Genomic DNA, 24,338 nt, shown 5'->3' with positions numbered 1-24,338 from the left:
CAAGGAGGAGTGAATGGGACATCTGAAACTGCCCGAGGGCAAGAAGATCGCCGTCAACCTGGGCGTGGATTTCGACGCGCAGTCGCTTTGGCTCGGCGGCTTCAACCGGCCCTCGCCGTCGTTCATGTCGCGCGGCGAATTCGGCGCCGAGGTCGGCACGCCGCGACTGCTTGCGCTGTTCCGCAAGCATGACATCAGGACGACCTTCTTCACCCCGGGCCATACCGTCGACACCTTCCCTGCGATCAACAGGAAGGTCTTTGATGCCGGGCACGAGATCGCCCATCACGGCTATTATCACGAGAACCCGACCCTGATCGGGCGCGATACCGAGCGGCGGCTGATGGACCTGGCCTTCGCCACCTATCAGAAGCATTTCGGCATCCGCCCGACCGGCTACCGTTCGCCCTACTGGGATTACAGCGAGAACACGCTGGACCTGATAGAGGAGGCGGGGTTCCTTTACGACAGCAGCCTGATGGCGCGCGATCTGGTGCCCTATCGCCCGCAACGCTGGCAGGTGCGCTGGGAACAGGGCAATGTCGCCGGCCCGGCCAGCAAGGTGCTGGAGATCCCGGTCAGCTGGTATCTCGATGATTTTCCAGCGTTGGCCTATACCGGCAACCAAGAAGGCATGTCGGATACCGATGCGGTGCTGCGCCGCTGGAAGGACATCTTCGACTACGCCTATGCCAATCAGGAAAATGGCGTCTATGCCATGGCCCTGCATCCGCAGATCATCGGCCAGGCCCATCACATGATCATGCTGGAGCGCCTGATCGAGCATATCAAGGGCCATGACGGCATCTGGTTCGCGACCTGCGACGAGATCGCCCGCGCCTGGGTCGATGACGACGGCGACCGCGAGAAGATGGCCCTGCCGGATGCGCGCGGTGTCGAGCCGATGCCGGCGGATTACGGCTGGCCTGCATGAGAGTGCCTGCGCCCGGCCGGTCCGGGCGCAAGTTTCATCTGTTCCGGGCGCGGAAAGCCTCTATCATCCCAGCTTCCATATGAGGGGATATGGGAGGGCGAGCGTGCAGGGTTGCTGGTCATGCCTCGTCACGAAGGACGGGCTGGAGGAACTGGAAGACCGGCAAGGCCGCTTGGTCGTGGCCCGGCTGCCGCATGTTGTCGCGCTGGCGCGATCCTTCCTCGACAGTGGTCTGGAACTGGCCGACTTCATCCATATCGACGGGGGCGACTGGTATCTTGCCCGGTTGCGGCCGGTCCCTGCCGCCGTCCATCCGGCCGCCGCTAGCGTTCATCTGGAACGGATCGAGCCGCCCGAAGGGATGACGGCGCGGGAACTGGATGTCCTGACTCTTGTCGCGGCCGGCTGTTCCAACGACAATATCGCTGCCCGCCTTGTGGTCAGCCCACGCACCGTCGCCAAGCATGTCGAGCATCTTTCGGCCAAGCTGCGGGTCTGGAGCCGCAGCCTGCTGGCCGGAATCGCCCTTGAGCGCGGGCTTTTGCACCTGCCCGTGCCGGGGGGTGCCGACGGGCTGACGCTTGCCTTGTTCCGGCTCGATGCAGGCACCGGACCTCCGCCTCGGCCGATGACCCGATCCCGGCGGCCACCGAAGCTGCGTCCGATCCATATCGGCCTGCCTTATCCCGCTTCGGGGCGGGGTTCGTCGGATGCCGCCGAGATGGTGAACGGCGCTGCCCTTGCCGTGGCCGAGGCCAATTCCCGGGGCGGCATCCACGGCCGCGAGGTGCGCTTGGTGCCGAAACCGTTCCACAACGGCGATGACAATGCCGCGCTTGCCGCCTATCGCGAGCTGATCGAGCAGGAGGTCGAGGCAGTCACGGCCGGATATGCCTGCTATTCGCCGCAAGTCCACGACCTGATCGGCGATGCGCGCCTGCCCTATCTGCATGCCGCCACGATGAACCACGCGGTCGAGCGGGTTCGCGACAGCCGCCTTCGGTTGGGCAATATCTTCCAGTCCTGCGCCAGCGACATCAACTATGCCCAGGGTCTGGTGCGCTTCGTGGCCGGGCTGGGTCCGCAGACGGCGCTGGGGCGGCGGCTGGCCGTAGTGGTGCCGAAAACGAAGGCCATGGATATGGGCATGGCGGCGCTGGCCGAGGGGCTGGACCGGCAGGGATGGCAGCTTCACCCGATCCCGGTCGACACGGCTGATCCGGATTGCTGGCAGCGGGTCGTCACCGGTTTGCACCGGCTGGAACCGGGAGTGGTGACTCTGGCTTCGTTCTTCGTCGAGGACGCGATCCCCTTCCAGCGGGCGTTCCTGGATAATCCGGTCAGGGCGCTGGTCTATCTGATCTACAGCCCCTCGGCGCCCTGCTATCGGCAAGAGCTCGGCCCGCTCAGCGAGGGGGTGATCTGGGCCACCACCAGCGGCCTTTACACCGACATGATCGGAGCGACCTTCCGGCAGAGATATTTCGCGCGCTACGGCAGCCATCCGGGCAATTCGCAGGCCGGGCTGGCCTATGACCGGGTCGGCCTGTTGCTGGGGGCCTGGCAGCGCACCGGCCATCCCCGCGCCTTCGACAAGGTGATCGCGGATCTGCGGACCTCGATCAACCGCGGCGTCAACGGTTCCTATTATTTCGGCAATGAAGGCCAGGTGGGGCTGGCCTATCCCGACGACACGCTGGATCTGTCGATCAGCCAAGCCCATCTGATCCACCAGTTGCAGCAGGGGCGCAATGTGGTGCTTGCACCCGCGCCCTATGCCTCGGGCAGCCTGGTCGCCCCGCCCTGGTTCGGTAGGTAGCTGCGGCTTGCCCCTCTGCGGCGGGAAAGGACAGGCCCGATCTTGCAAGGCGAGGCTGATATTCGATCTCCAGATACTCTTCGAGCCCTCGCGCCCCAGCCCCGAGGCGTTCACGCCGCCGAAGGGCGCAACGTCGTTCGAGAACGCCGCCAGTTTCAGGAAAGCCCTGAAGCGCTGGACCGGCAAGGGACCAGGGCAACTTCGGAGGACATCTGGGTGAGCCGGCGACCATTGCCAGCAGAATGCTGACGTGTCCGATCGTTCAGGTCATAGTCTGGCGAGCCGGGGAAAACGCTGAACTCGCCTGGAGAGGACTTGGTAACAAGCCTGGCTGGCTCGCCGAGGCGTTGGCCGCCGGAAAACCCCTCGAACAGTTTGCCATCTGATCGGAAGAGAGGTCGCGGCCGCGTATGTAAGCAGCGGGTAAACTATGGTTAATACGGCCTTTCTCGCCTACTTATATCTTTGCACCTGCCAAATTGTTCCGAGGATAAGGTTGTGGCGAGAAATCAGAAGGCCGAGTTTCTCCGTGGGGTCAGGCCTTAAAACACAACCATGATCGGCGCGCCGGGGCATGCGTTCTCCGCCGGGCGACCGCAGAAGAATTTTTCGCGTCACATGGCGTTCCGGACATCCCCGCAGACGAGGAGGACCAGTCATAAGCAATGATTGGAACCCGCGGGTCTGGACCGGCCCGGTGATCCGCTTCATCGAGGCAATCTTCCCCGATCAGCAGCTCTTGAGCATCCACATCACATCCACGGACGGATTGTCCCCGTTCCCCTCGATGAAGGGGACCGCACACTGCGTCTCGGCGGCCGTCTGGCACGTCATCGAATCAAAATATTCGAAAAGCGTGCCGTTCGCCTCCCGTGATATCGTCGCATTCGCGGTATTGCCGAACACCGCCTGGTAAACATGCGTGCCATAATGCGACATCCCGCCGCCATGCGTGGGCCGAAGGTGGGCCTGGATCCCGTCGAGCCAGCCCCGCCCCTGGCCGGAGAAGTCCATGAGCACATCGGACTGGACACCCTTGATGGCGTGGCGGTAGGTCGTCGGGTTCCAGACTGCTCCGCTCGGCGGGACGCAGGTCTTCACGCCGGCCCCGGCAATCGCGCTCATGTTCGCGTTCATCGTGTTTCGGATCGCGGCCTTGTTGCTGGCGTTCTTGATATCTCTGCAGGTGGTAGGGATGACCGGGGAATCGTATTCCGCCTGTTCGAAGACCTTCCAGCTACGCATTCCCCCCGGTCTCGAAGTTCACCCCGAAGTTGCGGATCTGGATAGTGGACCCATTGTAAGGATCAAGGACGGAGCAGTCCACCAATTTGAGCGGGATGTCGCACGAGTCCACGGTCACACCCGGGATGTTGGCGATGTTGGTCAGAAACGCGCTTTTCCCGGTGCTCCATTGTTGAGCCGTCCCGGCCGGCACCATGATCGGATTTGCCCCGGCATTCTTGATCACCTTGCAGACCCCGAAACGGTCGATCTTCTGGCTTGCACCTTTCGCCACTTTGAAGATTCCGGTCTGCACTTCCTGGGCGTTTACCTGGCTTGCCCCGACGGAGATGGCGACAGCCGAAATTGCAGTAAGGAGCTTGCTGGTTTTCATGTTTCCACCTCGGAGGAGCGTTTGATCTTCCGGGATTATATGTGGCGGTGGTGAAAATCCCTATCGTCGATCTGGCCGTTTAATTCTAAGAATGTGGATAACCTGTGCGTGGCGACATTGAAGATCATAATACTCGAAATACTTTATCGATAATACTCTGGAAAGGTGGCGCGAACACGAATCAAATGGCTACGCTGGCGATCTCCTCCTGTTCCATGGGTTCTGTGAGCGCTCAGGTGTCCCAGTTTCCCGGCGCCTCCTCGCCGGTCCGGGAATAAGCGGCATGGTCCATCGCCAGCAGGAAGGACGGCACCAGCTTGTCGAAGAGCGCGCCGGACTGTCCGGCATACATCCTGCCGTCATTCGTCGCACGGAACGTGCCCTTGTAATGGCGTCCGAGGCGCAACCGGATCAGCAGGAAATGCAGGAGTTCGAGAGGCAGAAAGTCGGCCTCATTCACAACCTTGTTGTATCGCAACATTTCCTCGGCAGTTTTGCCGGGCCACCGGAAGCGTTCCACCGCCCAATGCACGAAGTCTCGCTTGAATGCCTTGGTGGCGGTCAGGCCGATACTGCCCTGCTCCAGGGCGTAGCCAAGGGTCAGCGAGGCGGCGCGGAACATCGGCGACAGGGTCAGGTCGGGATGGTCGTCAGGCAGAGGGCGGAATTCGATCATGGAAGAGTTTCAGCTTCTCAGGCGTTGTCCAGGTTCGACGGAAGCTATTGCGGCAATGCCATGCCAATTTCTATCCTGCCGGGATCACCGGCTCGTCGGCTGTATGAGGCCCCGGAACATGTCCAGCAGGCACGAACCCAGCCGCGCCCAGAACATGTTTCTCCTGATCGTCGAAGAAGATGTGGGCCCCCATGGCCTGAAGGATCGGCGCTTTGCTGTTCGGACCAACGAAATGTGCCTCATCCGCCGGAGTGCCCCAAGCCCGAAACGTATGGACGACGCGGGCGTGGGCAGGTGCATTTCGCGCAGTAACGATACAGATGCGGACTTTGCTCACACCCTCGTCGTTGAGATGGATCGTTCGCAGTTTGCTCAGCTTCTTGAGAAAGTCTCCGAAAGGCCCCGCATCCATAGGCTTCATTGCATTTTCGACCTCGTGCCGCAGGAAGCCAACGAGGCCCTGGATCTTGTAGACAAGGTCAGATTCAGCGCTGAACAGCACAGCATCGCCATCGAATGCTATTCGGACTTCGCCATCCTTTGCCGCATCGCGCAAATCCGCGGGAGGGCTGCCAAGCTTGGCGGCCGCTGTTCCTGCCATTGCTGCCGCCTGAACATCGGAGACATCATTCGAAAGAAACAGATCGATGTTCCAGGCCGGAATATAGGGGGCAAGTGAGCGTCCGCTTGTGAAGCTGCCGAGTTTAACATTCAGCCCATAGGCTTCTATCGAACTGAAGGCCCGGAGGGACAGGTCAGGAGAATTTCTCGACATCAGCACCACCTCCACATAGGGATGACGCGGATCTTCGTTCAATGCCAGGATCCGCTCTACGACATGGAAGGCGGTGCCTTTGGAAAGCACCTCATCTTCGTGCTCGCGCTGCCACGCAGCGTAGGCAGCGACGCCCTCCCTCTCGAAAATCCTGTGCTCCTGATCCAGATCGAACAAAGCCCGTGTCGATATACCAATACGAAGCGGGTTTTGCGACAGGCTTTGCCGCGCCGTTTCCTTATCCATATGGTTACCGATGGTTCCTGAAGGACTACTCAATGTCATACCGCGCACGAAGGTTCATATCGGCTTCCCGCATATGGGCGGCCACCAGACCATTGAGGGTTGCGTTTTCCAGCACCGCGGTCTCGGGCACCAGCAGGTAGGACCAGGATTTATCCCCCGATTTCCGGGCGTGGAACTCCGTAGCAATGAAAGCCCAGAGCGCCGCAGCATCCGCCTTGCGCAACACCACCGGATCGGTCATGTCGCTGGCCCGCTTGGTTTCGACGATCAGCTTTTCCGTGTCGGTTTCTACCACAAAGTCCGGCTGATAGGTATTTCCGTCGGCGTCGAATATCCGAAATTGATTGGGTCCGGGCTTCATCCACAGGCGCACGGACGGATCGCGCTCCAAGATCACCGCCATTTTCCGCTCGGTATCGGAATCGAACTTCACCATCTGGTAGCAGCCCTTGCGAAATCCGGTGAAGATGAACCGCCGGATGTCGCTCAATCTTTCCGGCGCTTCTGTAAACTTCCGCATTGTTTCAGGGCCGGAACCGTCGAAGGTCTGCGGACGAAGCTGGTCGAAGGCCGCATTGACAGTGACACGATAGCTGGTCTGGCCGCGCCACATGTGCTGTTTCATCTGGGCAAAGACCGCCTCGGCCATCGGCCGGGCATGGCCCCGTAGCACTTCGCTCAGCTTTTCCTCATCGGGATACTTTGCGCGGAAGTGCGCCACGACCTGCCCAGCGAGATCATAGAGGATCGCGGCGTGACTATCGTAATCCACCTCGGGATAATCCATCAGTTTCGCGACCAAGTAGTCCTCGGGGCGCTGCGCTTCGCCTCCAGCTTCGCCGGAGATCATCTGGCGCTCCTCGGTCCGGAGGACCTGAATCATCAACTCCTTCGACAAGGGCTGATAGTTCCAGCTTTTCAGGTCCAGGTCGAAGCGGTTGAACCCGAAGGATACTTGTTCCTTTGGTGTGATGGTCAAGGTCGGAATTGCGATGGTCTGTTCGAAGAACCGCTTGCAGACCTCTTCGACCACCGCCGCCGCCTCTTCCTCCGTCACCGATGGGAACAGTCCATCCTGCAGCTTCTGTGCGGCCAGCGCGGTCTGGGTGATACGTTGCACCACCTCCGGGTCGGCAAGGTCGCGGATTGATGAAACCTGGCGGCTCATCTCCGGCATGACCACGCTCAGCACGGTCCGGGCCAACTTCACCTCCTCGGGCTTCTGGAAGCGGAACGGTGGGGCGGGTTCGGCGAGTTCGCCGACAGGCGGTTCCTGCGCCTGTCCATAGGTCGAGGATACCTGCGCTTCGGCCTGCAACACCATCTGTTCGATGACCGAAGGCGCCGTCACCAACACCGGTTTCGACGCCGGAACATCGCCGCCTTCGCCGATCGTCACGCGCTTCAGCTTGCGGGTGACGCCATTGCCTTCGCGCGCCAGTTCAATCAGCGCGTTGAACCGGTCATGGGCAATCACCGTCAACTGGTCCACCACCGCAACTCCGGTGCGCTTGCCATAGGGCAGACGCAACCCGCGCCCCAGCGTCTGCTCTGTCAGGATATCCGAGGCCGAGGCGCGCAGCGGAACGATGGTGAACAGGTTGGAAACGTCCCAGCCTTCCTTCAGCTTGTTCACATGGATGACGATGTCGGTATCGCCACCCTTCTCGATGTTCAGCAGGCGCTGCGCGTTCTCGTCGCTTTCCTCGCCGGTCAGTTTCGAGTGGATCTCGATTACCCGGCCCTTGTAGCGCCCATCGAAAAAGGCCTCCGATTCGATGAAATCCCGAACCTCGCGGGCATGGGTGGTGTCCTGCGTCACCACCAGCATGAAGGGCCGCACCACATGAACGCCATGTTGTCTGGCGTAGGTTTCCAGCGCGACCTTTACATGTTCATGATAATTGATGCCGTCTTCCAGCTTGATATGCTCAAGCGTGGCTTCATCCACCGATTTCGGATCGAAATTCGCCCGCGTTCCGACGGCGGGCTCCTTGACGTAGCCGTCCTCCATCGCGTCGGGCAGATCATAGCGATATACGACATTGCGGAAAGCCTGTGACTTTGAGCCGACTGTCTTTGGGGTCGCGGTTACTTCCAACCCCAGGATCGGTTTCAACTCGGCAATCGCGCGCGCCCCGGCGGAACCGCGATAACGGTGCGCCTCGTCCATCAGCAGCACGAGATCGTCCAGTTCCGACAGGTAGGAGAAATAGCTGTCGCCGATGTATTCCTGCAACCGTTTGATCCGGGGGGCATTGCCGCCGCGCACCTCGGAATTGATCTTCGAGATGTTGAAGATGTTGATGATCGCGCCCTCGCGCCCGAACAGGTCGGTGCCACGGACACCACGCCCTTCCTCGTAGTTCTCGGCATTGACGATGAGGGGCGCGTTATGGGCAAAAGCCTCGATCCCGCGAAAGACGTATTTCGGGCTGTTCGGCTGGAAATCTGACAGCAGCTTTTCATAGATCGTCAGGTTTGGCGCCAGAACGAAGAAGTTCCGGCTTTTGCCGATCATGTAGAGGTAGCTGATGAATGCGCCCATCAGCCGCGTCTTGCCGACGCCCGTGGCCAGCGCGAAACAGACCGAGGGGAAATCGCGCTCGAACTCCTCGAAGGCCGCGTCGGGCAGGTCGCCATAGACCTGCCGCACTGCCTGCCGCGCGCCTTCGACATCGGTTTCCTTGGAGGGGGCGATCAGGGTGACGATATCGTCCAGCCGCCGCAGTGCCTCGGCCTGCGGCTTGCGTAGGGAAAGACGTTGCGAGATTTGCGTGACGGCGCGTTTCGGGTCCACCGTCTGCATCCTCATGCCTCCCCGCCGTTGCGGTCATCAACCTGGTCGAACAGGTCGGGCGTGCCGTTGTCGTCCTCATCCGCCATCATCGGCAGCGCCTCGATCTTCAGGGAATAGTCGTCCTTGCCCCATTCGCAGGCCGCCAGAACCGCCTGCGGAATCTTCCGCACGGTCAGGTTGTCCAGCCGCTCGGCCCCGGATTCGTAAGCCGTGCAACAGATCAGCAGGCTGCGGTTTTCGCCCACCTCATCCGAAATGGCGCGAAGCTGGTCGAAGGTCAGGCTGTTCGTCGTCACCCAGATGAAGGCGTTTTCCGAGGAATGGCCGTGCATCCAGTAATGTTCGGTCGAAGGGGCGTAGGTGAAATTGAAATGCTTGCACATCGCCTCGGCCAGCATTTCGGCGTTGTATTCCCTGCGGATCACCCAGTTGCCCCATTGGTCCTTTTCCAGCAGCGAGGGGGCCAGGCGGAAGAAACGATAGCCGCCGCCGCCCTTCCAGTTCGTGGCCTCGGTCACGCCGCCCTTGTCCTGCCCGTCGATGACCTTCTTCATCCGGGGCGCGATATGGGTTTTGGCATGGTCGCCCAATTCCACCATGATCCAGCGGCGGCCCATCTTATGGGCAACGGCGCCGGTAGTGCCGGAGCCGGCGAAGGAGTCGAGCACGAGGTCGCCGGGGCTGGTCGCTAAACTCATTACCCGCTGCAAAAGTCGCTCAGGCTTTGGTGTATCAAATACATCATCTGGACCATATAGCCCAATCATTTCTTTTTTGGCCTCATCCGTATGGCCAACCTCCGAATGAGGCCACCAATTATGTGGCGTCATCCCGTCGCGCACCTCAGAAAGGAATAGTTTCAATGCGGGAACGCTATTCTCACCATTGATCCCCCACCAGAGACGCTTTTCTAGAACATGAATCTCATGGGTCTGCTTTTCATATTTCCAAGCCTTGATACGATTGTATACATCTTCCCCTGTGAATGGATTTCTAATCGGATAAACTAAGTTTGGGCGTTGCTTCACGGAAGCTTGGTTCAAATAATCCACTGCCTTCCAGGGGCCGCGAGGATCATTGTCAGGGTTCGAGTAACGTGCAGATGCGTCCCCGGAACGAGGCAAAAGGTTATTCTGGAAGTCACTCGTTTTCCTATAGACTAAAATGTGATCAACAATCGACGCAATGCCCTTAAAATTATTGCTGACACTATACTTCTTTTGCCATGCGATATGTCGAACAAAATTGCCCCTTCCAAAGACTTCGTCGCACAACACTTTCATATAGTGAGCTTCATTATCGTCCAATGTAATCCAAATTGATCCATCATTTGACATGATTTCTCGAAGAATATCCAATCTATCCCTCATCATGCCGAGCCAGAGTGAGTGTTCCAGTCCGTCATCGTAATGAGTAAACGCCGATCCCGTATTATAGGGCGGGTCGATGAACACGCATTTCACCTTGCCCCGCACACTCGGGTCCGTCTCCAGCGCCTTCAGTGCCAGCAGGTTGTCGCCATGGATCAGCACATTGTCGAAAATATCGCCCTCGCGCCGCGCCTCGGCGTGATAGGAAAACTCCGGCTCTTCGATCAGGATGCGCGGTTCCAGCCGGGGGCGGATGTCCTTGCCGATCCAGGTCAGTTCCAGCTTGGTCTTTCCGGCCATCAGGTCAGGCTCCATCGTATCGTGAACAGGTCAAGGACCTGCGGTGTCAGGTTCAGTTGCGCGGCGATAGCGTCCAGCATCCGCTCGCGCTCCTCGTCGATCTCGCGCAGGCGGGTATAAAGCTGGTGTTGCAGATCGTCGACCTGCCGCTTCAACGCCTTGGCCTCGCGCTGCAATTCGATCTTGGCCGGCAGGTCGGTGGTGGCGCGGGCCAGCTTGTTCTTTTCGCTGGACTCCTTGTTCAGCGCCTTGATCCGCTGGTCATAGGCCACGGCGGCATCGTTGCGCCATGCATCCAGCCGGTCCTCCTCCTCATTCAGGAACTCGCCCAGCCGGGTTTGCGCAAGGCCGACAAGGTCGGTCTGCCGGGCTGAAACCGTGGCCGCCAGCGCGGCCTCCGGCAGTCCCCCAGGCGCGTCCCCCTCCTGCCGGGCGGGCAGCTTCAACATGCGCTCCGCCGTGGCGGGATTCAGCGCCGCGCCATCATCGGTGACGGCAGCGACGATGATTTCGTCCCATACTCGCGCCGGGGTTTGCAGTTGCAACCGCGCCAGCCGCATCCAGCCCGACCGCCCGCGCAGCCGCGCCACATCGCCCAGATTGCCGCCATCATAGGCATCGTAATCGAAACACAAGACAGCGGGTGGCAGGTCGCGTCCCTTCGCCCGCGCGACCAGGCTGTCTGCCAGGCCGCCACCTTGCGCTTCGCCGTCACCCAGCCGGAAGAACTGCCAGCCGCGCTCATCCGCCTCGGGCCATTCGGTGGACCATGTGCGCCCGTCGAAATCGAAGCGCTCAGCATGGTCGGGATGGAACTGCGCCTCGGGCAGTTCGGCGCGGGCAAGATTCAGCAGCGCCTGCTTGAAATCCCCCAGCGTGGCGTTCAGCCCCTGCCGCCGGTCCAGCAGGCGCTGCACGACCTTTTCGTCCATCTCAGCCAGCAGTTTGTTGCGGGCATTCTGCTTTGCCTCGTCAATCTCGGCGCTGAATTCCTCCTGCAGCTTGTCAAAGGCGGCGTTGATTTCGGCATCCGTGCGGCTTTGCTGGACGATTTCAAGGATACGGCGTTCGATGTCCACGCCGGATTCGATGGTGCCCAGCACCTCGTCCGACGAGCCGAAGACGCCGTCGAACAGCTTGAACTTTTCTTGCAGAAGCTGGTGGATGCGCTCCTCGGCCTGGTTCTTGCGGTTCAGGAAATTGATGACGGTCACGTCGATCTGCTGCCCGTAGCGATGGCAACGGCCGATGCGCTGTTCAACCCGCTGCGGGTTCCAGGGCAGGTCGTAATTGATGAGCAACGAGCAGAATTGCAGGTTGATCCCCTCGGCCCCGGATTCGGTGGCGATGAGGATCGAGCGATCCCCCCGGAAGGCATCGACGATGGCGGCCTTCATATCGGCGGTCTTCGAGCCGGACACGGCGTCGGTGCCGCGGTGCTTTTCCAGCCAGGCCCTGTAAAGCGCAGTGCTGTCCTTGTCGGAATTCGAGCCGTTCAGGATGACGGTCTGGCCCGCAAAACCATTGCTTTCCAGAAGCTCGCGCAAATAAGTCTGTGTGCGCACGGATTCGGTGAAGATCACCGCCTTGCGCTGGCCACCCTTGCCCACGATCTCGTCCATCGCGGCGGCAAGGTTGTTCACCAGCGCGTTGCCCTTGGCGTTGTGGCTGATATTGGCGGCCAGGTCGCGGTAACGGGTCAGTTCGTCGATCTCGGCCTGCAGCTTCTTTGGATCGATACGGTCAATGGCGTCGTCGGAATGATCCTCGACCGCGTCAGCTTCAGCGCCAGCCCCGGCGTCGCGCCATTCTTCGGCTTCCTCCGCAAAGCCGTCGATATCGTCCAGTGTGTCGTCGTCGACGATCAGCTTCGATTGCAGGCGGTTCACCATCTTGTCGAGCGTCTGCGCGATGGCGAAGGATGAAGAGCCGAGGATCTTGCGCAGCATCAGTGTGACAAGATGCCGCCCGTTCTGGCCGAGTGCGATGGTGTCGGGGTTCTGAAGGTAAGCCGAGACCGAGTTGTAGAGGTCGATCTCCAACCGCCCCGGCGTGAAGTCGAAGGTCTTCGGCAGACGGTTGGTGTATTTGATAAGGCCCGCCTTCTGCACCTGACGGCGCAGCGTGCGTTTACAGATCGGCGCTAGTCGTCCGGCCAGAAGCGCACGCGCCGCGACATCCTCGCGCCCACCAAACTCCGCGCGAAAGGCCTGCTCCGAGCCGAAATAGGCATCATCGATCAGGGTGACGAGGCCGTAGAGTTCCATCAGATTATTCTGGAGCGGCGTTGCGGTAAGCAGAAGCTTCTGCCGGTTGGCCAGCGCCGCGCGCAACACGGCGGCGCGGGAATTGTCGGCTGCTTTCCAGACGTTGCGCAGCTTGTGGGCTTCGTCAAAGACGACAAGGTCCCAGGGGATGGCCCGGAGCCGGTCCGCGATCCGCGCGGCGAATTCGTAGGACAGGATGATGATACCTTCGCGGGCACCGACGGGATCGGGCTGCCCGTCTGCGGCAAACTCTTTCAACCGCCTTGTATCGAGGATGAAGGAAGGCAGCGAGAACTTCTCACGCAGCTCGGTTGCCCATTGCTTGCGCAGCGAGGCCGGCACGATCAGCAGCAGATTGCGCCGCCGCTCCCACCATCTCTGGCTGAGGACAAGCGCCGCTTCGATGGTCTTGCCGAGGCCGACTTCGTCCGCCAGCATGACCCCTTTGGATAAGGGGGACCGGAGCGCAAACATGGCTGCGTCCACCTGATGGGGGTTAAGATCGACCCGCGCAGAAGACAGCGACTGGGTCAGTGCCTCATCCTCTGCAATCCCCTCTCTAGTCAGGAAATGTGCAAAGTATTTCGACTGGTAGGGAGTGTAACCGGGCATCGACTCGCGCGTGATCCTCGAGAAAAAGAGACAGTGTTCAATCCCTTCTAGCAGGTGATCCGGGCCGGTCCAGCACTGTTCCTGTTCCTGATCGGTGTGCCGGATATCGAACAGGTTCCTTCCCATCGGCGATTTTTCGCCTCACAAATGCTTGATTGTGGGCCGATATGGGCGAATAGTCGCCTGCGGGGCGGCAGTGGTGCAGTCCTTATTTTATCGAGCTTAGCAACGGCCTTGAGTTTTCGTTTTCTGCATACCGCCGACCTGCACCTTGATTCCCCGCTGGTCGCCTTGGCCCTGCGCGATCCGGCATTGGCCGAAAGCGTCGGCATCGCCACGCGCACCGCACTCACGCGGATCGTGGATCTTTGCCTTGCGGAGAAGGTCGACGCGCTATTGATCGCGGGCGACCTGTGGGACGGCAGCCAGACCTCGGCCAAGACGCCCGGCTTTCTGAAGCAGGAATTGGCCCGACTGGGCGAGGCCGGGGTGCGCAGCTTCGTCATCCGCGGCAATCACGATGCGATGTCGCGCGTCACCCGCGAGCTTGACCCGCCGCCCGGCACCACGATCTTCGACAGCCGCCCCCGGACCGAGCGGTTCGAGGCCGGGGGCCTTGCCGTCGCCATTCATGGCGTCAGCTTTGCCGAACCCTCGGCGCCGGGCAGCCTGCTGCCGCTTTATCCCCCGGCGCAGACGGGGGCGTTCAACATCGGCATGATGCACACCAGCCTGAACGGAAGCGCCGGACACGACATCTATGCGCCTTGCAGCCTGGCCGACCTGGAGGCCCATGGTTACGATTACTGGGCGCTTGGCCATATCCATCGCCGGATGGAACATCGGGGGCGGGCGGCCGTCGTCATGCCTGGTGTGCCGCAAGGGCGCGACATCGGTGAATCCGGTCCCGCTTCGGTCACGCTGGGCGTGGTCGATGAGACCGGGTTGCGGCTGGAACAGCGTAGCGTCGCCTTGCTGCGGTTCGACCGGCTGGCTGTCGATCTCGCGGGCTCCGCAGACTGGGGCGATGCGGTGGCGGCGCTGGATCGGGCCCTGCGGGAGGCCGCGACCCTTCCACGCCCCGAGGAGCATCTTGTCCTGCGCCCCCGGCTGACGGGGAATACACCTTTGGCCTGGCGGATCGCCCGCGACCTGGACCGGCTGACCGACGAGGCGCGTGCCAGCGCCTCGGGCATGGCAGGGCTGTGGATCGACCGGCTGGAGAATGCGACCGCCTTGTCCTCGGGCGCAGAGCGGGACGGGGCGGGGAACCTGCCCGATGACCTGCTGCGTCTCCTGCGCGAGGATCTGGCGGACGATCCGGCCCTGTCGAATGCCGTCGCCGACATGGCGCGGGATCTGTTGCGCGATCTGCCGCCCGAGTTGCGCGGCCTGCTGGGCGACGACGATGCGGCTTTTGCCACGGCCTGCGCCGATCTGCTGCGACAGGGCAGCGATACGATCCTTGCCCGCCTTGCCCCGGTCGGAGAGGCGTGATGAGGCTGGACCGCCTTGATCTGGCCCGCTACGGCCATTTCACCGACAAGCGGTTGGACTTTCCCGCACCGGCGCCGGGCGGGCCGGATCTTCACGTTGTCTTCGGCCCCAATGAGGCCGGGAAATCGACACTGTTCTCGGGTTGGCTGGATTTCCTGTTCGGCATCCCGGCGCGCAGCCGTCACGATTTCCTGCACCCGGGGCCGACGATGCGGATCGCCGCGCGGCTTGGCCATGCCAGCGGCGCGCTGGAACTGGCGCGGGTGAAGCGCAACGGGCCAAGCCTGCTGGACGCTCATGGCGGCGTGGTTCCAGAAACCGTCCTGCACGCGGTTCTGGGCGGGCTGACGCGCGACGGTTATGCCGCGATGTTCTCGCTGGACGACGACACGCTGGAAAAGGGCGGCGACAGCATCCTTGCCAGCCGTGGCGACCTTGGCGAGATGCTGTTTTCCGCCAGCGCCGGCCTGGCCGGTCTTGGCCCGCAGCTTGATGCGATCCGCGCCGAACTGGACGCGTTCCACCGCCCCGGCGGGCGCAAGGGCGGGTTGCGCGCCGCCAAGGCGCGGCTTGCCGAACTGGACCGGCAGCGGCGCGATCTGGATACATCCGCCGCCGCGATGGAGCGGCTGCGGCGCGAGATGCGGGCGGCGGAACGCGACTGGACCGCCGCGCGCGAAGCCGAACAGGCGGCATCCGCGGCATTGCAACAGGTGCAGGCGGCGCTTGCCCTTATGCCGCAGCGCGAGCGGCTGGACCGGCTGGAGGGGGAGCTTGCCCCGTTCCAGTCGTTCCCGGATGCCGATGACGACCAGGCCCGGCTGTTTCGGGAAGCCGAAGACCGGCGGATCGCGCTGACAAGCCGGATCGCCGAACGGACCGGACGTGTCGAGACGCTGGAACGGAAACTGGCGGCCTTGCCCCTCGACACGGCGGTTCTGGCACAGCGCCCGGCCATTGCCGACGCCGAAGCCCTGCGCCCGGCCCATGACACCGCCCTGCAGGATCTGCCCCGCCGCCGCGCTGAGGCGCAGGAGGCGCAGACCACGCTTCAGCAGACGCTGGTGATGCTGGGGTGCGCCGATGCAAAAGCGGAAACTCTGCTTCTGGACCCTGCAAGGCTGTCGCGACTGCGCGGCCTTCTGACCCGCCATTCCGGCATTACCGCCACGGCGTCCAGCAGCAAGGCCGAGGCCGACAAGGCCCGTGATCGGTTGGCAACCGCCCGTAACCGCCTGGGCGATCCGGGTCAGGCGGGCGAAACCGGCGCGTTGCAAGTGCTGGTGACGCGGTTCCGCTCTGCCGATCCGGTCGAAGCGGCCGAACGCGCCCGGCGCGAGATGGACGAACAGCAGGCGAAGCTTGCCGCCGCGCTGGCCCGGCTGGCGCCGTGGCAGGGCGAAGCCGAGGCATTGGCCGCGCTTTCGGTGCCCGCAAGCTGGCAGATCGAACGCTGGCAGGCCGATGAGGACCGGACCCGGCAGGCGCTGGCCGAGGCCGGACATGGCCTGTCGCTGGCGGTCGATGCCCTGCGCCGCACCGAAGCCGAGGCGGCGCCCGATCAAACTTCCGGCCCCACCCTTGCCGAGGCGGCGGCGCGTCGCAGCCGTCGGGAAGCCCTTTGGGCGACGCACCGCGCCCGGCTTGATCCGGCCAGCGCCGATGCTTTCGAGGCCGCCTTGCGAGAGGACGACCGGATCTCTGCCCTGCTGGCCGACGCGATGGCCGAGGCGCGGCAGGCGGCCAATCGCGCCGCCGGGATCGAGGCGTTGAAGGCTGCCGTGGCCACCGCAGGTCAGCAGCAGGAACAGGCACAGGCGGCGCGGCTGGCGCATGACGCCGAAATAGCCAGTGCCTGCGATGCGATCGGATTGCAAGGTGCCGGTCTCGCCGATCTGGCCCGCTGGCTGGACCTGCGCCTAGCAGCGCTGGCCGAGCATACCACGCTGCGCCTTGCCCGCGATGCGCTGGCGCGGGCGGAGACCGGGCTGGACGCTGCGGCGACGGCACTGCGCGCCGCCCTTGGCCTGCCCGCCGACCAGCCGTTCGAGGTGCTTCTGGCCGAAGCGATGGCCCGCTTGGCGCAAGCCGAGCAACGCCGGCAGGCGCGGCAGCAACTGGCGGAATTGCAGGAAGATTTGCGACAGCGCGAAGGTGACCGCACAGAGGCCGAGGAGATTGCCGCAAGCTGGCTCTCCGACTGGCAGGGCGCCGCGTCGGGCACCCTGCTGGCCGGTCAGAGCATTGACGTCGAAGGCATGAGTCGGGTGTTGGACCTGGTCGATGCGCTTGGCCAGACCCAGGCGCAACTGGCCGGCCTGAACGACCGCATTGCCAAGATGGCGGCAAACCGCGACGCTTTTCGCGATGCGGCCGCTGCTGTGCTGGCCGCGCTGGACCTGCCCGAGGAAACGCCTTGGCCGCAGGTGCAGGCGCGCCTGCGCAAGGCCGAGGATGACGCCAGCGAAACCGTGCGGCTGAAGGCCGCATTGCTGGAGGAGACGACCGAGGCCGAAGAGGACGCCCGCCACGCTGCGACAAACGGGGCGGCGCTGCACGAGTTGGGAATGGCGATCGGCTGGGCCGAAAACAATGGCCGCGCGCTGGCGGACCATCTGGCTGACGCGCTGAAGGCCACGCGGCTGCGCAGGGAAGTCGCCGAGTTGCGCCTTGCCCTTGCCGCGCAACCGGACCTGCCGGAACAAAGCGATCACGACGACCTGGTGGCGCAGGAAGCGGCATTGCGGGGTCGGTTGGATTTGCTGCGCACCGAAACCCAGGAGCGGTTCGCCGCCCTTGCCGAGGCCCGGCGGCGCGTCAACGCGGTCGGCGGCGACGATGCCGTGGCCCGGATCGAGGCCGAGCGCGCCAATGTGCTGAACGACCTTCGCGAAGCGGCCCGTCACCATCTTGCGGGACGTTTCGGTCTTGCCGCGCTGGAAACCGGCCTGCGCCGCTATCGCGACAACCACCGCAGTGCCATGCTGACCCGTGCATCCGACGCGTTCTGTCAACTCAGCCGGGGCGCCTATTCGGCGCTTTCGGCACAACCGGAGGGCACGCAAGAGGTGCTCGTGGCGCAATCCCATGGCGGCGGCGCCAAGCTGGCCGCAGATCTGTCCAAGGGAACGCGCTTCCAGCTTTATCTGGCCCTGCGCATCGCCGGCTATCACGAACTGGCCAAAAGCCGGACCACGGTGCCCTTCATCGCCGATGACATCATGGAAACCTTCGACGACGACCGCGCCGCCGAGGCCTTTGCCCTGCTGGGCGAGATGTCCCGCAGCGGGCAGGTCATCTACCTGACCCATCACCGCCATTTGTGCGACATTGCCCGCGCCGCCTGTCCCGCCGCGCGGGTGATCGACCTGTAAGCCGCCTGCCTTTCGGAGTGACCATGCAAGATGACCAGCCCACGCCCGCCGTTCCCGAAACCGCGCAGGGGGCCGCAGCGCCGATCAATGCCGGGCCGAAGCTGGAATTTTCTCCCGTGCTGGCCCGCAAGGTGAATTTCGCTTCGGCCCAGAACGGCGTTTCGGTCCTGCGGCGGTTGCGGATCGCCAATACCGGGGATCAGGCCGCCTCGGCCATCACGCTGCACCTTACCGCAACACCGCCGATCCTGCGGGACAAGACCTGGCGTATCGACCGCGTCGCAGCGGGAGCCGAGATCAATCTGGCCGATCTGGAAACACCGCTGGATACGGCGATTCTTGCCGGGCTGGACGAGGCGGAAATTGGGCAGCTGGAATTCCGACTGGGTTACGACGATGCCCAGACCGAGCGAAGCCAGCACCGGATCGAGTTGCTGGCCCGCGACGAATGGGGCGGGCTGGCTGAGATGGACAATATCCTCGCCGCCTTCGTCTCTCCCAACCAGCCGCTGGTCGCACGGCTGCTGAAGGATGCCTCACGCCTTCTGGAAGCGTCGGGACATCCCGGTTCGATGGAGGGCTATCAGTCCGGAGATCCGCTTCGGGTGTGGATGATGGCGGGCGCGATCTGGTCGGCCGCCACCGCGCTTGGCCTGACCTATGCCGTCCCCCCAGCCTCGTTCGAGCGGATCGGGCAGAAGGTCCGCGACCCTGAGCGGATCCGCTCGGAAGGGCTGGCGACCTGTCTGGACAGTTCGCTGCTGCTTTCTGCGGCCTTCGAGGCTGCGGGACTGAACACGGCGGTGCTGTTCTCGGAAGGTCATGCTTGGGTCGGTGTCTGGCTGGTGCCACGCGATTTCGGGCGGCTGGTCGAACCCGATGTGGTGGCGGTGCGCAAGGCCGTCGTCGCGCAGGACTTCGTGCCGATGGAGACGACCCTGTTGACCCGGCGCCCCAGTATCGGCTTCGAGGCTGCGGTGGACGCTGGACGGGACCGCCTGTCCGAGGATCGGGAGACCGAATTCGTCCAGGCCGTCGACATCAATCGCGCCCGCGCGGCCCGCATTCGCCCTCTTGCCAGCCACAGGGCCCAGCAGGAGGCGCAGGTTGAGGACGAGAATGTGGTTCCCGCCGCGCTTCCCCGTGCCCTTGACCTTGGTCGCCTGCCCGGAGAGCTGATCGACGAGACGCCGACAACCGCGCTTGGCCGGATCGAACGCTGGCAGCGCAAGCTGCTGGACCTGTCCCTTGGCAACCGGCTGCTGAACTTCAAGGATACAAGGCTGGCGATGCCGACCATCTGTCCCGACCTGTCCGGGATGGAGGACCGGCTGGCCGGGGGAGAGGTGTTCCGCCTGCTGGCGCTGAAGGATGAACAGGCAATCGGCGGGCGCGATCTTCTGGCCGAGGAGGTGCGGCGGATCGAAACCGATCTGGCCCGCGATGCCCTGTCACGTGGGCAGATCGCCGTGCCGCTGACCGCGCGGGACATGGCCAATCGCCTGACCGATCTTTACCGCAAGGCGCGCAGCGATGCGCAGGAAGGTGGCACCAATACCCTGTTCCTTGCCGTGGGCTTCCTGCGCTGGAAACGCAGCGACACGGATACCCGCCATTATCGAGCGCCGCTTTTGTTGCTGCCCGTCAAGCTGGAACGGCGCTCGGCGCAATCGGAATTCCGCCTGTCGCAACTTGAGGACGAGGTGCGGATCAACGCCACGCTTCTGGAGTTCCTGAAGCGCGATTTCGAGTTGCGCGTGCCCGAATTGGAAGGCGATCTGCCGCGCGACGCCAGCGGGCTGGATATTCCGCGTATCCTCGAAATTCTGCGTCATCGCGTCCGCGACGTGGCCGGGTTCGAGGTGGTCGAGGAATGCGCCCTGTCCACCTTCTCCTTTGCCAAATACCTGATGTGGAAGGATCTGGTCGACCGCACCGACAGCCTGCGCGAGAGCCGTCTCGTGCAGCATCTGGTCGACAATCCGACAGAGGCATTCGCCGGGGCGGGAACGCCGATGCCCCAACCGGCCGATGTGGATCGCAAGCACGCGCCCGGCGATCTTCTCGCGCCGCTGTCGGCGGACAGCTCGCAGCTTGCCGGGGTCGTGGCGGCCGCCGAGGGCCGGGATTTCGTGCTCATCGGCCCGCCGGGAACCGGCAAAAGCCAAACCATCACTAATATCATCGCCGACCAGCTGGGGCGCGGCCGCACGGTGCTGTTCGTCGCCGAAAAAGCTGCCGCTCTGGACGTGGTGCAGCGTCGGCTGGAACGGCAAGGCTTGGGCGATGCGGTGCTGGAACTGCATTCCAACAAGGCTGATCGCAAAAGCGTGTTGGCGCAGCTTGGCCGGTCCTGGGACCGGGCCTGCAGGCACGACCCGCAGGAATGGGTGCGCGTGACCGAAGATCTGCGCCTGACCCGCGACCAGTTGAACGCCTATGTCGATGCGTTGCATCGACCCGGCACGCAGGGGTTCAGCGTCTATCAGGCCATCGGTCACACAGCACAGGGGGCTGCGCCTTTCGCGCTGTCGTTCGCGGGCAAGGACAGCCATGATGCAGAAAGCTGGCGCCGGCTGCGAGAACTGGCTGAGGAGGTCGGACAACGATACCGCGTGGTCTCCGATCTTGGCGATGGTGGGCCACTGGCGCTGATCGCACCGGGCGAATGGTCCTTTGGCTGGCAGGATGCATTCCTTGCTGCCACACGCCGTTTGCGGACCGCCATGCAACATGAGCGCACTACCTGCCGTGAACTGGCCACAGCACTGGGCTATCCGCAGGAGCAACCGCTTACGCCCGAACTGACCACAGCCCTTGCCGGACTACCTGCGGCGCGCCTTGGCCGTCCGGTGGTCAGCGGGGCCGGATTGACTGGCCCCCAGACGCTCAGGGCAGAAATTCCCGTGCTGTCCGATCTGATTGCGCAATGCGCGGCCCGACGGCAGGAGCTTTCGGCAGGCTATACCGACGATACGATTGCAGAAATGCCGCTGGAGGCACTTGAGCTGCAATGGCGCGAAGCCCAGACGAAAATGTGGCCCCTGGCCGGCATCGCCAAAGGAAAGGTGCAGAAGCTTCTGCAAAGCTATGCCCGTTCTGGCACCGCTGATCCGGCACAGGACATTCCAGCCTTGCGTCGCCTGCTGCGCCTGCAAGAACAGATTTCGGCCTCTCCCCTGTCCGCCCTGTCCGGATTCGCGGGTGAAGCCACCGATACCGCCGCCGTGGCGCTGGAGCTGGACGAGGCCGAATCCTATCTGCGCCTTGAGGCCTCGCTTGCCGCTACCGGGATTTCTCGCGAACGCCTGAATACGGGGCGGGCGGAATGGGCGCGGCGCGATGGAGGTGAACTGGAACCGGTTCTGCGCCGGATGGCTGCGGCAAGTCAGGATCTGGCAGTAGAGAAGGCCGCATTTGCTGCCGCTGGCGGTTTGCCGGATGTCGCTGAAATGCAGGCGGATGAGTATCTGGCCGCGATAGACAGCCTGCAAAGCCGTTTCCCCGACTGGATGAAATGGCTTGCCACACGGCAGCGCGCCATGGCCTCGGGGCTGGCGCCGATGATCGAGGCACTGGAAGCGGGTAACGCCATAGACGATACCGGCATGGCCTTCGAACGTGCCTATATGGCGTGGTGGTTGCGGTTGGCGATGGATGCCTCGCCCGTGCTGCGCGGCTTTGCCCATTGGGAGCACGACGCCCTCATTGCCCGTTTCCGCGCCCTGGACGAGGCAATGACGAAAATGGCGGCAGACGAGGTCATGCGGCGGCTTGGCAACGACCTGCCTGCCCGCGATTCTGTTCCGCGAAACTCCGAGTTGGGCACATTGCGGCACCAGCTTGGCCTGCAGCGCCCGACTCTGGCAATCCGTAGCCTGCTGTCGCAAATGCCCACAAATTTCAGCAAGCTTGCCCCCTGCGTGCTGATGTCGCCCCTGTCGGTCGCCCAATACCTGCCCGCCGGGCAGGCCCAGTTCGATCTGGTGATCTTCGACGAAGCCTCGCAGATTTCCACATGGGATGCCATCGGCGCCATTGCGCGTGGCCGTCAGGCGATTATCGTGGGCGATCCCAAGCAGTTGCCGCCCACCAATTTCTTCGGACGCAGCGATGATGGCAGCGAGGCTGTCACGGATATCGCGGAATTCGAAAAGGACATGCCGTCGATCCTTGACGAAGTTGCGGCGGCAGGCATCCCGACCCACCGGCTGAATTGGCACTATCGCAGCCGGGACGAGGCGCTGATCGCCTTTTCCAACCATTTCTATTACGATGGCGGGCTGATAACCTTCCCTTCGCCCGATGCTTCCGGGCAGGCCGTGCGCCTGCACAGGGTGGCCGGCACTTATCTGCGCGGTCAGGGCCGGACCAACCCTGAGGAAGCCCGCGCCATTGTGCGCCTGATCCGCAATCGCCTTTCCGAATGGATACGTCTGCCCGAGGACAAGCGCCCGACCCTTGGAGTCATCACCTTCAACGCTCAGCAACAGAGCCTGATCCTCGACCTGCTCGACGCGGAACGGAAGGCGGACCCTGCCATCGAATGGTTCTTCGCCGATGAAAGAGAGGAGCCGTTGATCGTCAAGAACCTGGAAAACATTCAGGGCGATGAACGTGATGTCATGCTGTTCTCGATCACCTTCGGACCAGATCAGGCAGGAAAGATCAGCATGGCCTTCGGTGCGTTGAATGGCGATGGTGGCGAGAAACGCCTGAATGTCGCGGTAACGCGGGCACGCGCGGAACTGCATGTATTCAGTTCGATCACCGCTGATCAGATCGACCTGGGACGCACCCGCGCCCGCGGCGTCAGGGATCTGAAGGCGTTTCTCGACTTTGCCGCACGCGGCGCCGTTGCCCTTGCGGCGCAGGACAGCGGCTCCGTTGGCCCGTTGGAATCACCCTTCGAGGAGGCGGTGCGCGATGCCCTTGCGGTGCGGGGATGGGAAGTCCACAGTCAGATCGGCGTTTCGGGATTCCGCATAGACCTCGGCATCCGGCATCCCGACCATGCCGGCGCATGGTTGGCCGGGGTGGAATGCGATGGTGCCCGCTATCACGGATCGGCCACGGCGCGGGACCGCGACCGCATCCGACAAGCGGTTCTGGAAGGTCTTGGCTGGTCCATCCTGCGGATATGGTCCACCGACTGGTTCCGAAATCCCGACGCGACACTGGATCGCGTGGACGCTGCGCTGCGCGATTTGCTGGAAAAGGACCGGGCCCGTCGTGCCGCCGAGGCTTTGGAGGATACAGTCATAACGGCCGATGCGCCTGATGCGTCGGCCGAGAAGCCGGTTGTGGTGGCCGAAACTGGCTCTGCCGAAAGACCGGACGCACCTGCACGATCCGCCATGATGACAGATGCCGCCGAAGATACGGCCGTGGTGGATCAGCCGCTGCAATTTGCACGGAATGTCATGGTTCCCGCAGCCGAACCTTCGCCGGAAGCGTCAGGACCAGAAACGGTCCAACCTGACGCAGCCCGGTTCTTCGAAGCCGATTACACTCCGGTCTTGGCGGCCCTTATACAGAAGCTTGCGCAGGATGAGGGGCCTCTGACCGAGGCGGCCCTTGCGCGCCGCGTTTCGCAGCTTCACGGATGGCAGCGCACCGGCGGACGCATTCAGGCCAGGGTTGCCGAGATGCATCACCTGCTTGATATTGCAGAGGAAACCGAGGTTCGCTTTTTCTGGCCCAAAGCAGGAGTTGCCAATCGCAAGCCCTTCCAGGGGCTTGGCGGGCGCGGTATCCGCGAAGTCTCGCGCACCGAAATCGCCTGGATGGAGGATCAACAGGCGGAGCGCATCGCTGCTGCGGAGGATCCGGTTCTGGAGCTTTCCCGACTGCTCGGCATCGCCCGGCTCAGCCAGGATGCCAGGGCATATATCGAGACCTGCCGGGCGTGGAGACACGCCGATGGCGGCCCGACTCCGCCATCGGGTGAATGACGTGGATGTCTGCATGTTCGCCAGGCTGATGTCCCATGGAGCAACATAGCTGGCGCTGATCGTCACCGTGATGTCTGATGCGGGCATGTCCAAGCG

General features: G+C 63.0%; 11 protein-coding genes and 1 pseudogene. 5 read left to right on the top strand and 7 right to left on the bottom strand.

Annotated features, from left to right (window positions below; translation table 11 throughout):
* The first annotated feature begins 13 nt into the window (after positions 1-13).
* A complete protein-coding gene (locus KF941_RS03110; RefSeq protein ID WP_140848496.1) occupies positions 14-934 on the top strand; it encodes a polysaccharide deacetylase in 921 nt (306 codons plus the stop codon).
* A gap of 103 nt (positions 935-1,037) precedes the next feature.
* Entirely contained in the window at positions 1,038-2,753 is a 1,716-nt protein-coding gene (locus tag KF941_RS03105; RefSeq protein WP_181180899.1) for an ABC transporter substrate-binding protein, read from the top strand.
* 729 nt (positions 2,754-3,482) lie between these two features.
* Here the strand turns inward: KF941_RS03105 and KF941_RS03100 are convergent.
* The 7 genes and pseudogenes from KF941_RS03100 to KF941_RS03070 form a co-directional block, all read right to left on the bottom strand.
* On the bottom strand, positions 3,483-3,998 hold the full coding sequence (locus KF941_RS03100) for a hypothetical protein (protein ID WP_214272521.1): 516 nt from the start codon (positions 3,996-3,998) through the stop codon (positions 3,483-3,485).
* Positions 3,991-4,371 carry a hypothetical protein gene (locus KF941_RS03095; RefSeq protein WP_214272520.1) on the bottom strand — a complete coding sequence of 127 codons (381 nt, stop codon included), beginning with the start codon at positions 4,369-4,371 and terminating at the stop codon, positions 3,991-3,993. Before KF941_RS03095 ends, KF941_RS03100 begins: the two co-directional genes overlap by 8 nt.
* Positions 4,372-4,639: 268 nt before the next feature.
* A pseudogene (locus KF941_RS03090) lies at positions 4,640-5,047 on the bottom strand (hypothetical protein); the annotation flags it as partial.
* 70 nt (positions 5,048-5,117) lie between these two features.
* Entirely contained in the window at positions 5,118-6,068 is a 951-nt protein-coding gene (locus KF941_RS03085) for a 5'-nucleotidase (protein WP_214272519.1), read from the bottom strand.
* Positions 6,069-6,093: 25 nt separating this feature from the next.
* The gene (locus tag KF941_RS03080) at positions 6,094-8,877 is read right to left on the bottom strand and encodes a DEAD/DEAH box helicase family protein (protein ID WP_214272518.1); all 2,784 of its coding nucleotides are present in this window, start codon (positions 8,875-8,877) and stop codon (positions 6,094-6,096) included.
* A 2-nt stretch (positions 8,878-8,879) separates the two neighbouring features.
* Entirely contained in the window at positions 8,880-10,538 is a 1,659-nt protein-coding gene (locus tag KF941_RS03075; RefSeq protein ID WP_240540201.1) for a site-specific DNA-methyltransferase, read from the bottom strand.
* On the bottom strand, positions 10,538-13,543 hold the full coding sequence (locus tag KF941_RS03070) for an SNF2-related protein (RefSeq protein WP_214272516.1): 3,006 nt from the start codon (positions 13,541-13,543) through the stop codon (positions 10,538-10,540). Before KF941_RS03070 ends, KF941_RS03075 begins: the two co-directional genes overlap by 1 nt.
* 108 nt (positions 13,544-13,651) lie before the next feature.
* On the opposite strand from KF941_RS03070, the gene KF941_RS03065 reads away from it, so the two are divergent.
* From KF941_RS03065 to KF941_RS03055, 3 genes are read left to right on the top strand one after another with little or no spacing between them, the layout of a single operon-like run.
* Positions 13,652-14,914: a DNA repair exonuclease gene (locus KF941_RS03065; RefSeq protein WP_214272515.1), complete on the top strand. Its 1,263-nt coding sequence runs from the start codon at positions 13,652-13,654 to the stop codon at positions 14,912-14,914.
* Positions 14,914-18,288, top strand: coding sequence for a YhaN family protein (locus KF941_RS03060; RefSeq protein ID WP_214272514.1), 3,375 nt, complete (start codon positions 14,914-14,916; stop codon positions 18,286-18,288). Before KF941_RS03065 ends, KF941_RS03060 begins: the two co-directional genes overlap by 1 nt.
* A gap of 23 nt (positions 18,289-18,311) precedes the next feature.
* Positions 18,312-24,242 carry a DUF3320 domain-containing protein gene (locus tag KF941_RS03055; RefSeq protein ID WP_214272513.1) on the top strand — a complete coding sequence of 1,977 codons (5,931 nt, stop codon included), beginning with the start codon at positions 18,312-18,314 and terminating at the stop codon, positions 24,240-24,242.
* The last annotated feature ends 96 nt before the right edge of the window (positions 24,243-24,338 follow it).

It is taken from the genome of Paracoccus sp. pheM1, assembly GCF_018499825.1.
Classification (GTDB): domain Bacteria; phylum Pseudomonadota; class Alphaproteobacteria; order Rhodobacterales; family Rhodobacteraceae; genus Paracoccus; species Paracoccus versutus.
Note: the sequence above shows the minus strand (reverse complement) of the source record. Positions and strands in the feature narration are given on the sequence as shown.